The following is an 11182-nucleotide window of genomic DNA, read 5'->3' on the forward strand; positions in this document are numbered from 1 at the left end:
AAAGAGAAACCTAAAGTAGTATCGATGGCATTTAAGTTTTTATCACTTAATAAAGTTTTCAACCAAGGACCACCTGATCTGGAGGAAGCGATTCGCCGATTTTTAGGCAAGGGTCGTAAATCAAACCAAGGGAATGATTCCAATCATTCATCTAATGACTCACCTAGTCCAAATATTGGTGGGAACGGTCAAGGGTCAGAGCCGCCTAAAAAAGATAACAATCGTAGCATTTACTCACGAAACGTAAGTCAGCAAAAACCCTTGCCAGTTAAGAGAATTATAGTTGGTGTAGCAGTGACTATTATTGTTGTATGGGCTGCAATGGGAATTTATGTTGTACAACCAGCACAACAAGCAGCAGTGTTGGCCTTTGGTAAATTTTCATCTGTCGAAGGGTCAGGCATGCACTGGCATCCACCTGGTTTTGTTAGTGTGATCAAGAAAGACGTTGAGGTATTAAATACAATAAAATTGGATAAGCAGATGCTGACTTCTGAAGAGAATATTGTTCATGTATCGTTTTCAGTTCAATACCGCATTGCAAATTTAGAAAAATATTTATTTGCAACAAATAATCCTGAGCTTATCTTAAGACAATCGCTTGAGAGCGCTGTTCGTCAAGTAGTTGGTGAAAATAAACTTGAGAAAATCTTAACAACTTCTAGAACTCAGATTACCTTAGAAGTACAAAAAGAGTTAGAAAAATTACTTCAAAAATATCAAACAGGTATTTTAGTTAGTGAGGTGATTATGCAGCCTGCACAAGCTCCATCGGAGGTCAAAAGTGCATTTGATGATGTGATCAAAGCGCGTGAAGATCGTGAACGCATTCAAAACGAGGCACAAAGCTATGCTAATAAAGTTGTCCCCGTTGCTAAAGGTAAAGCACAACGTATTTTGGATGAAGCGCGTGCATATCAAGAAAAAGTAGTGTTAGAAGCGCAAGGTAATGTGGCAAACTTTAGCCAATTATTGCCAGTATATCAGCAAAACCCAAATATTATCGAAAGCCAGCTATATTATCAGACGATGGAAAATATATTTAAAAATAACAAACTGTATATTGTTGATGGCGATGGTGCTAAAAATATCTTTTATGGTGATAAATTATCGCCTGTGGCCTTATCCTCAACTGTCCAAGGAGGTCGCTAATGAGCAATAAATTAATGAGTTTGATCGTCGTTATTATTGTAGTATTGTTGTTGTTATTTAGTTTGCTTTTTCGTGTTAATCAAGGAAATGAAGCAGTGATTTTAAGACTTGGGGAGCTCAATCAAACAAAAGATGGTCAAGTCAAAGTCTATACGCCTGGGTTAAACTTTAAAATCCCACTGATTGAACAGATAAAGACCTATGATATGCGTTTGCGCACATTAATAGTAGATTCATCACGCGTGGTAACCAATGAGCAAAAAGATGTAATTATTGATGCGTATTTGGAGTGGAAGATTATTAATATTTCCCAGTTTTACCGTAGTGTATCTGGTAACGATTCACGTGCTGAATTATTGTTAAAACAGTTTCTAGAAGCATCCCTGCGTGCAGAGGTCGGTAAAATTGATATTCAAGGTTTGATTAATAATGAACGTGATCAGCTTATGCAAACTTTAACTAGGAGTGTTCAAGATCAAGCAAAGAAAATTGGTATTGATGTCGTTGATGTGAGAATTAAACAGATTGACCTACCTGAAACAGTTACTGATTCAATCTATCAAAGAATGCGTTCTGAGCGTCAAAAAGTAGCAGCTTCTATTCGTGCTCAAGGGGAACAATTATCTGAATCGATTCGCGCTGATGCAGATGCAACAGTTACCATTACTCTTGCTAAAGCTGATCGTGATGCAAAAGAGATAAAAGCAAAGGCAGATGCTAAAGCAGCTCAAATCTATGCAGAGACATATGGGCAGTCTAAGAAGTTTTATGACTTTTGGCGTACTATGCAGGCTTATCAAATAAGCTTTAGTGGTAAAAAAGACGATGTCTTTATCCTCAAACCACAAGGTGAATTCTTTAAGTACTTTAATAGTGGAGCTTTGACTTCAGCTTAAAAATAAAGGAATACTTGTGCTTTATAACAACGTTATCTTTGACTTTGATTCAACCTTAATTCGTTTTGAATCACTTGAGCTTATTATGAAGAATTTACTAAATGGTGATGAAAATAAAATTAAGGCAATTGAAGGTTTAACTGAAGCAGGTATGAATGGCGAGATTAGCTTTAGAGAAAGTTTGGATCGACGATTACAGATAGCCAAGCCAACAAAAGCCGCATTAAACTGGTTTGCAGCTCAATATTGTCCGAGTGCGTTTACTTTTGGTATAGAGGCGCTTATTATCGATTTGCAGCGCATGGGTGTGGAAGTTTTTATTATTAGTGGCGGTTTTAAAGAGCTCATACTTCCTTTTTCTCAGACTTTACATATCAATCAAAACTATGTTTTTGCTGTTGAACTCAATTGGGATGAACAAGGTGTTTTTAAGAGCCTTAATAACGATAACGGTTTTTGTGATTCTAAATTAGTTGGCGCACAAAAAATTAAGCATAAACTCAAAGGAAAAACAGTAGTTATAGGTGACGGATTTACGGATTTTGAACTCTATCGAGCAAGAATTGCAGATGACTTTATTGTCTATACTGAACACGTCAAACGCCGTAAAGTGATTAACTTGGCACCATATTATGCTAATTCAACTGAAGAATTAAGAGTCCTACTTCAACTTTAAAGAAGTATTTTGACTCAAAAGAAGCCCAATTTCATCATGTTCTAAGAAATCCATTTGAACTTAATTAGTTTTTTCACTACAATCTGAAGTTGCAACAGGGGTGCAAGCTTAACGTTTGCTGAGAAGGTCATTCCTAACCCTTTGTACCTGAACTAGTTAATACTAGCGTAGGAAGTTGTACCCTTTTCGTTATGGTTTGCAGCTTTCTATACTTAAATTATAGGAGGCATGATGGAATACATTGGTTATATTAGCATTAATATATCATTCGTTATTTATTGTACTTATTTCTTACCACAAATTATTTATAACCAGATTAAATGCCAAGCAGGATATATTAGTCATAGTAATCAAACACTTATGATTGTTGCAAATACGCTTGATCTTATATACGGTTTTGGTTTTAATTTGCAATGGCAATATCGTACTGTCACGATGTCTATTTTGTTATGTTTACTATTTCAACAATGGCAGATATATAGAGATAGTCAGCAGAAAATATATCGATTTCATATTGTCATTTTAACAATTGTTATTTTAGGTATAATATTTGCAATTTTCAATATATTAGGTCCTAAAGTATTACAAAAAATAGGATTTATAAGTATGTTTTGCTACGCAGTGCACTGGTTGCCACAAATCGTTAAAAATATAAAAGAAAAAAATGCCAGTGCTTTTAGTGTATGGTTTTTATTACTAAATATTATTGCTTTGCTTTGTGATGAAATATCAGCACTTAGTTTTGGATGGCCATTACCTAGTTTATTGAGTCCAATTTTAATTTTAAGTTTATTATTCATTGTGGTTGGTCAATATTACTACTACCAACGCTTGAGAATGATTATTGATTAGTACCAGTTCAGTGCTATATGTTGGATTTTAGTATACAAATGAATGAAAAACAGTATGCTGGCAACTAATCCTATTAAAATGGAAACGCAATAATATGGTTATTTCTGAAATAGAGCGTTATCGAGCAAGCAAAAAGGTTACCATCACTAGTATGTTTGTTAATACTTTATTAGCGGCATTAAAAATGGTCATTGGTTTGATTGGTCGATCACCCGCTTTGTTTGCAGATGGTATACATTCATTCTCAGATTTATTAAGTGACATCATGGTATTATTTGCCACCAAGCATGCCAATAAAGGGGCCGATTACAATCATCCTTATGGGCATGAACGTATAGAAACATTAGCGACAGTGGTCTTGTCAATTATGTTGATTGTGATTGCACTTCTTATTAGTTATCACTCTATACAAAATTGGTTTATAGGTGAGTTAATCATTCCTGATCAGTGGACCATTTACGCCGCTATTTTTTCAATTGTGGCAAATGAAGGATTGTTTCGTTATATTATGGTGACAGCAAATCGGATTGGTTCAGATTTACTGCGTGCAAATGCGTGGCATAGCCGATCAGATATGTGGTCATCTGTTGTGGTATTGATTGGGTTAATTGGTACGACGTTAGGTGTTACGTGGATGGATTCACTGGCAGCAATTATTGTATCGATTATGATTGGGAAAATGGGTGTTGAATGGTGTTATAAAGCGTTATCTGAATTAGTCGATACTGGAGTTAATGAAGAGATATTACATAAAATTGAGGAAACAATTGCTAAAGTTGATGGTGTTAAAAGGTTTCACTGTTTGCGCACACGTAAGATGGCAGGACAGATCATTTTGGATGTACATGTTTTAGTTGATTCACACATAACAGCATCAGAAGGACACTATGTAGCAGAACATGTGCGTGGTGCATTAGCACTTAAAATTGAAAATATAAAAGATATCACGGTGCATGTGGATGTAGCAGAGCATCCAGAACAAATCGTTGATCCAAAAGACATGCCACCTAATCGCACGGAAATTATGCGCCAACTCGAAGTCTACCTAGGACAAAATCATCAAAATGTTAATTTACATCAAATTGAATTGTTTGTTTATTACTACTCTAAGAAGATTGAGTTATACTTATTGGCGCCAGCAGCTTGTAAGCGAGCGTTAGTGGATGCAAATCTTGAAAGCTTTAAGATTGAGGGTATGACAACAATTATTAAGCTTTTCATGTTGCATTCTGTGCAAGAAGAAAAATAAACTACCCAGCTTTACAAACCGATTTTAGCTACGCACGGGGCTTATGAGGTTCAAAGCTAAACAAACAAAAACTCATACGTTTCTTATCTTTGTAGGTGAATAGATGGGAAGTTAGGGTTTAGCAAGATGGTTTTTTTAAATGCAAGCGGGTAAATAAATTTGTGTTCAGAGAAGACAATGGTGATAAATTGTAAAACTTAAGGTTATAGTAGGGATAAAAATAGCGATGCATAATTTAATATTTGTATTTTTTTTGGTTTTTTTTGGTGCATCAGTTTTTGCAACTTTAGCACTTTATACACGTCAAGCAATCATTGTTGCCTATATCGTTTTGGGTATAGTTGTTGGTCCTCATTGCTTAGGACTTATTAGTGACACAACAACTATTCAAGAGACCTCAGATATTGGTATTATGTTTTTGTTATTTTTGCTTGGTCTTAACCTTGAAATTAAAAGTATGATCAAAATGCTAGGTAAGGCGCTTTTTGTGTCTATTACCAGTAGCATTGTTTTTATTGTTGCAACAGTTGTGATTTGTCACGCTTTTGGTATTGGTGCTCAAGGCTTTATTATTGGAGCGGCTTTGATCTTCTCAAGCACAATTATCTGTTTGAAATTATTACCAACGACGGCTTTACATCATAAACGATTGGGCGAACTGGTGATTGCAATTTTATTGGTTCAAGACTTAATAGCAATTTTGATGTTAACCTTTATTAGTCTTTGGTCATCACAAACAGAAAGCTTTAATTTATTCTCGCTTATAAAGCTTTTACTTGCATTGCCAGTATTGGGTGGAGTGGGGTATCTTGCTCAAAAGTACTTTTTGTTTAGTTTGTTTAGACGTTTTAGCCGCTTTCAGGAATATATTTTCTTATTATCGATTGGCTGGTGTATTGGAATGGCGCAACTTGCGATCGTATTTGGGCTATCTAATGAAATTGGTGCTTTTATTGCTGGTGTGATTGTTGCAAGTTCTCCGATTGCTAAATATATTTATGAGAACTTAAAGCCGCTTCGAGATTTCTTTTTAATTTTGTTTTTCTTCTCAGTGGGTGCTGGGTTTCAGATTGGGTTGTTAACATCTGTTTGGGGTGTGGTATTGGCATTGACTGTACTGATTTTAGTATTAAAACCCATCCTACATTTCGTCACATTATGGTTAGTACGTGAAACGCCAAAGGAATCGTTTGAAATTGGCATGCGGCTTGGTCAGGGCAGTGAGTTCTCATTGATGTTAATTTCATTAGCAACTACAGCAGGGGTTGCTACTAATAGCTCCGAAATTATTGTTGAGGCAGTAGCAATATTAAGCTTTATTGTATCGTCTTATATTGTTGTATTGACTTATCCAAGCCCAATTGCTGTTTCAGATCGATTACGACGTGATTAATATTTTTGTCATTGTTATGTCTAAGTTTATTTGAATTCCAATTCTTTAGTTTTATTTTAGGGGTTTCCTAAAGAGAGCTTCATTTTTCCCTGAATAAATTCAAATTAAATAGGATAATAAGGACTAAAGATAGAATTGAATTATATTTTTGATATAAACTCATAGACTCAAGTTATTTTTGAGACATGACAGTACGATTAAGTGCAATTTCCATGATATTGCAAGCTTTTTCTAATTGTGCATCGGTTGTATTTAAAGGTGGAAGTAAACGTAAAACTTCTTTTTGGCTACCTGAGCTTAGCAAAATTAACCCCTCATCTAGTAAATTTTTAATATATACTTTTAACAAGTCTGGGTTCGGTGTGTTTTTATCGTTGATAAACTCAATACCAATCATTGCTCCAAGTCCACGAATATCACCAATAAAGTGATGCTTGAAGCGTTGAGCAATAAAAAACTCTCGTAAAGTTTGACCTATTGCTTGCGCTTTTTGGGCAAGGTTTTCTTCTTCAAATACTTCAAGTGAGGCAAGTGCTGCAGCGCAAGCAATAGGATTGCCTGAGTTCGTACCACCTAGCGATGCAGTAGGCAGTTTGTCAAATAATGATTTTCTAGCTGTTAACGCGCTAAGTGGTAAACCAGATGCTAATGATTTGCCCATCACTAAAATATCAGGAGCTACATGATAATGCTCCATAGCAAACATTTTACCAGTACGACAAAAGCCACTTTGGATTTCATCGGCAATAAAAACAATACCATGTTGATTACATAATGTGCGTAGATATTGCATTGCTTCAATGCTTGCTGGAATAAAGCCACCTTCACCTAGCTGTGGTTCAATAATAATGGCTGCAATATTTTCAGCAGCCACCTGATTAGTAATTAAGTCTTGCCATTGAGATTTTAATTTCTCAATAGAAGTATGCACATTAGGATAAGCTAAGCGATAAATATTATTAAACAATTCACCAAAGCCGTATTTATATGGTTTAACTTTGGCTGTTAAACTCATACTCATAAATGTGCGCCCATGAAAGGCGCCATCAAAGCAAATAATAGCAGAGCGCCCTGTTGAGAAGCGCGCAACTTTTATCGCATTTTCAACGGCTTCTGCACCGCTATTGCATAGCATGGTTTGCTTGGGAAACTCCCCGGGTGTTATGCTGTTTAGCTTTTTTGCTAATTGAAGGTACGGTTCATGAACCATGATATGAAAACAAGGTTGAATGTAGTTTTGTGTTTGTTCAATGATGGCTTTAACTACTTTTGGATGGTTGTGACCAATATTCATTGAACCAATGCCTGCGGCAAAGTCGATATATTGTTTATCATTTATATCGATGAGCACACTTCCTTGAGCTTTTTTAACGCAAAGGTGGGTGTTGTTGGCAAGTGCAAGTGGCACTTCACTTTGACGAATGTGCCATAGACTATCATGACTATTCATAAGTTTCCCTTAAGGATTGACGTTGGTACTTTCAAAGATTTTATCGGCAGAGGCAGCAACAAATCCTTGATAGAGTCTACCAGTATGATCAGGATAACGTTTAGCGAACTCATAATAACAGCAAGGAATTTCTTTTTTGCCTTCAACAAAGTCAACTATGACCATTCCTGATTTTGTGCTGGATTGCTCTAGTAACTCACCTGGTGTGCCTTTGATCTCACCACCCGAAGTATTAAGTGCAAAACCATGTTTCTTCAAGAAGTTATTGACCTCATATATTTCATTAAACTGGTTCAAAGCGTTAATAAACACTGTAAAATGATTGGCTCTAAAGCCAAATACATAAAACCATGCAGCATATTCTGATTCAGCTAATAGCTTTTCATAAGTTGGGTGACTTGGTTGACCCCAGCAATTACCAGCTGAAACAAGTTTTTCTCGATTTACTAAGAGTTTCGAGTCAATTTTATCAATGCAGGCTTTAATAGTTTGTTGGGTAAATGGAGTAAATGATTCTAAAAGTAATTGACTAATAAAGATTTTTGGCTGCGTTGGATCTTTATGCTCATAGTGTTTTGCATAAAGCTTTTTAGTTTTAAAATGGTACTCTCCATTTTCAAAATACCCTTCCGCGATGAATGGTTTAGCTAATACTTCAATATCAATGCGTGGATCATTAATAGTGCGCAGTGCAATATGATCGTTAATCACTGAAGTGTTGTGATCGTAAAAAAGATTATAGATCTCTTGTACGTGTGGGTTTGCATCAACATATTGTTGCCATAACCTTTCTAAAATTGCGATTTGAGACATAACTTAATCCTCGAGTGAAAATTTAATACCTTGAGCAAGTGGTAAGGAGTTGCTCCAATTGATGGTTACGGTTTGCCGACGCATATAGGTTTTCCAAGCATCAGATCCAGCCTCACGACCACCACCTGTATGTTTTTCCCCACCAAATGCGCCACCAATTTCAGCACCTGAAGTGCCAATATTTATGTTGGCAATGCCGCAATCACTGCCAGCGTAAGACAAGAATTTTTCAGAGTGATCAATGCGTTGAGTAAAGATTGCCGAAGACAAACCATGGTCAACTTGATTGTTGATAGAAATGGCTTCGTCAATGTTCTCAAATGGCATGATAAACAAAATTGGACAAAAATTTTCTTGGTTAACGATATCCCAATCAGGTTTCACTTCGATAATGGTTGGTTCAACGTAATTACCAGGTTTATTAATCACATTACCACCAAATAAAATGTTTCCACCTAGAGTTTTAGCACACGCAACTGCTTTTTTATATACTTCAACTAAGTTTTGGTCGATTAATGGCCCCATTAAATTTTTGGTGTCAAGTGGGTCGCCTACCGTGATTTGTTTATAGGCGTTTTGTAAGCGCTTAATAACATCTTGATAGATGTTTTTATGCACTAGTAATCTCCGTAATGAGGTGCAACGCTGACCCGCTGTGCCAACTGCACCAAATACTACAGCAGGAATGGCAAGCTTAAGGTCAGCTGATTCATCAATAATAGCTGCATTGTTGCCGCCTAGTTCAAGTAAAGATTTGCCAAAGCGTTTTGCCACTTGTGCGCCAATTTCACGCCCAACTTTGGTTGAACCTGTAAACGATAAAAGCGCAATACGCGTATCATTAACAAGTGCTTTAGAAACATCAATGCTTTTCGATACGACAGAACTAAACACATTTGGGAAGTTATATGCTTGAGTCACACGATCACAAATCTCTTGAACAGCTAAAGCACATAAAGGTGTTTTAGGTGATGGATTCCAAACAACAGTGTTACCACAGATGGCAGCGATAAAAGCGTTCCATGACCAAACAGCAACTGGGAAATTGTAGGCTGATATTACACCAACAACACCTAGTGGATGCCATTGTTCAAACATTCTGTGATCAGGACGCTCTGAGTGCATTGTTTTGCCATAAAGCATGCGAGCTTGACCTACGGCAAGGTCTGCCATATCTATCATTTCCTGCACTTCACCATCACCTTCTTGTTTAGATTTACCCATTTCAAGTGATATGAGACTGCCTAATTGATCTTTATTTTTTCTTAATTCTTCACCGATTAAGCGTACAAGTTCAGCACGCTTAGGTGCTGGAGTTTTACGCCATTTTAAAAATGCAGCATGAGCTTCTTGGATGGTTTGGTTTAGGTGGTTGAGTCCTAAGCTTGGCACCTTGGCTAAAATCTCATTATTGGCAGGATTATAGCTTTCAATATACTCACTTGTTTGATATTTGGAGGCATATTGTGTCAGTTTTTCAGTATAGCTGGTCATACAAGTTGTCATTCATTTCTCCTACTTAGATTTAAATCACTTCAAGTTTATTGTTTGCTGTACTTTTTGTGATTAACTTTGGGCTTTTAATTCCATCAAGAAAGTTATAGCGGTAGTAGTGACCAAATCGGTTATCCATCATTTGGGTTAAGTTAATGTCTTCTTGTTTGGCAAATCCAGGTGCGAAGTACTTATGTTTGATAGCAAGGTCAATAGTAACACATATTCCACAAGCAGTGGTTAACTGAAGTGCACTCCATTTTTGACCAAAGGCTTCTTGAGAATGATACTTCTTAGCAAAATGGCGTTCATGGTATACACCATTAATCTTGCCTTCAACAGAAACATACACCAAAACAACGTCATCTTCAACGCGCGGGATGGAATTATTAAAAATCTCACATAGAAGCTCTTGTTTGTCTCTTAGTTTTAAGTCATTGATCAAAAAGCGTAATTTCTCACAATGTCCTGGATAGCGTACACTCTTATAATTAATATTGCGAACTTTTGCTTTGTATGTGTCTTTTAACGAGCCAATGCCACCAGATGTGTTAAAAGCTTCATAAGTCAAACCATCGATTTTAATGGTTTCCAAATCATCAAGTGGTTCAATAGTCACGTTTTTATAATCACGAATAGCTTCACATGGTTTAACATATTCATTGATTAGACCTTCAGTTGACCACGTAAGTGCGTATTGGAGAGGATGACTAATATTAACAGGTAGAGCACCAACACGCATTTTTACGGTTTCAGCTTCATCAAATTGTTTCACTAAATCATTGGTGACAACACTTATAAAGCCAGGCGCAAGTCCACATTGAGGTGCAAATACTTTATCGGTATTTTTCGCTAGTGTTTCAACATATTTAGTGGTTTCAACGTCTTCCGTTAAATCAAAGTAATGTGTATTACAAACTTTGGCAATTTCAGCGACTTTTTTAGTAAGGAAGTATGGAAGAGCTGCGGTAAGTGCATGAATATCATGTTCTTGAACATAGCTTTTGACGTTTTCAGTGTTATTGATATCCAAAATACAGTGTTTGAGATTGTGAGCATTTTCACCAAGGTGTAGCTGCTTTCTATCTGCCTGAACATCGGCAATATGAACATGATAATCTTTGCTAGAAGCCAGAATTGCTCCTGTTAAAAGACCTACTCTGCCACTGCCAAAAATTAATATATTGATCATTATAGTTCTCCTTTA

General features: G+C 36.3%; 10 protein-coding genes and 1 riboswitch. Of the genes, 6 read left to right on the forward strand and 4 right to left on the reverse strand.

Going from position 1 to position 11182, the window contains the following annotated elements; genetic code table 11:
* Window positions 1-24 precede the first annotated feature (24 nt).
* From hflK to M1V25_RS02360, 6 genes are all read left to right on the forward strand, one after another.
* The gene (hflK, locus tag M1V25_RS02335; RefSeq protein ID WP_116963692.1) at window positions 25-1152 is read left to right on the forward strand and encodes an FtsH protease activity modulator HflK; all 1128 of its coding nucleotides are present in this window, start codon (window positions 25-27) and stop codon (window positions 1150-1152) included.
* Window positions 1152-2048: a protease modulator HflC gene (hflC, locus tag M1V25_RS02340; protein WP_116963693.1), complete on the forward strand. Its 897-nt coding sequence runs from the start codon at window positions 1152-1154 to the stop codon at window positions 2046-2048. The genes hflK and hflC overlap by 1 nt, the downstream gene beginning before the upstream one ends.
* Window positions 2049-2064: 16 nt before the next feature.
* Window positions 2065-2724 (forward strand): HAD-IB family phosphatase, encoded by a 660-nt coding sequence (locus tag M1V25_RS02345; protein ID WP_498842320.1) that lies wholly within the window; start codon window positions 2065-2067, stop codon window positions 2722-2724.
* Between the two features lie 86 nt (window positions 2725-2810).
* A riboswitch (TPP riboswitch) is annotated at window positions 2811-2915 on the forward strand.
* Between the two features lie 37 nt (window positions 2916-2952).
* Window positions 2953-3576, forward strand: coding sequence for a PQ-loop repeat-containing protein (locus M1V25_RS02350; protein WP_116963695.1), 624 nt, complete (start codon window positions 2953-2955; stop codon window positions 3574-3576).
* Window positions 3577-3670: 94 nt separating this feature from the next.
* Window positions 3671-4825, forward strand: a complete 1155-nt coding sequence (locus M1V25_RS02355) for a cation diffusion facilitator family transporter (protein WP_498842321.1) — start codon at window positions 3671-3673, stop codon at window positions 4823-4825.
* 226 nt (window positions 4826-5051) lie between these two features.
* Entirely contained in the window at window positions 5052-6218 is a 1167-nt protein-coding gene (locus tag M1V25_RS02360) for a cation:proton antiporter domain-containing protein (protein WP_116963696.1), read from the forward strand.
* Window positions 6219-6390: 172 nt separating this feature from the next.
* Here the strand turns inward: M1V25_RS02360 and M1V25_RS02365 are convergent, their stop codons facing one another.
* The 4 genes from M1V25_RS02365 to M1V25_RS02380 are packed head-to-tail and all read right to left on the reverse strand — an operon-like array spanning window position 6391 to window position 11167.
* The gene (locus tag M1V25_RS02365) at window positions 6391-7668 is read right to left on the reverse strand and encodes an aspartate aminotransferase family protein (protein WP_498842322.1); all 1278 of its coding nucleotides are present in this window, start codon (window positions 7666-7668) and stop codon (window positions 6391-6393) included.
* 9 nt (window positions 7669-7677) lie between these two features.
* Window positions 7678-8481 (reverse strand): DUF1338 domain-containing protein, encoded by an 804-nt coding sequence (locus M1V25_RS02370; RefSeq protein ID WP_116963698.1) that lies wholly within the window; start codon window positions 8479-8481, stop codon window positions 7678-7680.
* A 3-nt stretch (window positions 8482-8484) separates the two neighbouring features.
* Window positions 8485-9975 (reverse strand): L-piperidine-6-carboxylate dehydrogenase, encoded by a 1491-nt coding sequence (gene amaB, locus M1V25_RS02375; RefSeq protein ID WP_498842373.1) that lies wholly within the window; start codon window positions 9973-9975, stop codon window positions 8485-8487.
* Between the two features lie 31 nt (window positions 9976-10006).
* A complete protein-coding gene (locus M1V25_RS02380) occupies window positions 10007-11167 on the reverse strand; it encodes a saccharopine dehydrogenase family protein (RefSeq protein WP_498842323.1) in 1161 nt (386 codons plus the stop codon).
* Window positions 11168-11182: the final 15 nt, after the last annotated feature.

It is taken from the genome of Candidatus Nebulibacter yamunensis, from assembly GCF_024208055.1.
GTDB classification, from domain to species: Bacteria; Pseudomonadota; Gammaproteobacteria; order Francisellales; family Francisellaceae; genus Caedibacter; species Caedibacter lacustris.

Coding starts and splice junctions, on each gene's coding strand:
- hflK (WP_116963692.1), top strand. CDS start 25: ATGGCATTTAAGTTTTTATCACTTAATAAAGTTTTCAACCAAGGACCA.
- hflC (WP_116963693.1), top strand. CDS start 1,152: ATGAGCAATAAATTAATGAGTTTGATCGTCGTTATTATTGTAGTATTG.
- M1V25_RS02350 (WP_116963695.1), top strand. CDS start 2,953: ATGATGGAATACATTGGTTATATTAGCATTAATATATCATTCGTTATT.
- M1V25_RS02355 (WP_498842321.1), top strand. CDS start 3,671: ATGGTTATTTCTGAAATAGAGCGTTATCGAGCAAGCAAAAAGGTTACC.
- M1V25_RS02360 (WP_116963696.1), top strand. CDS start 5,052: ATGCATAATTTAATATTTGTATTTTTTTTGGTTTTTTTTGGTGCATCA.
- M1V25_RS02365 (WP_498842322.1), bottom strand. CDS start 7,668: ATGAATAGTCATGATAGTCTATGGCACATTCGTCAAAGTGAAGTGCCA.
- M1V25_RS02370 (WP_116963698.1), bottom strand. CDS start 8,481: ATGTCTCAAATCGCAATTTTAGAAAGGTTATGGCAACAATATGTTGAT.
- amaB (WP_498842373.1), bottom strand. CDS start 9,975: ATGACCAGCTATACTGAAAAACTGACACAATATGCCTCCAAATATCAA.
- M1V25_RS02380 (WP_498842323.1), bottom strand. CDS start 11,167: ATGATCAATATATTAATTTTTGGCAGTGGCAGAGTAGGTCTTTTAACA.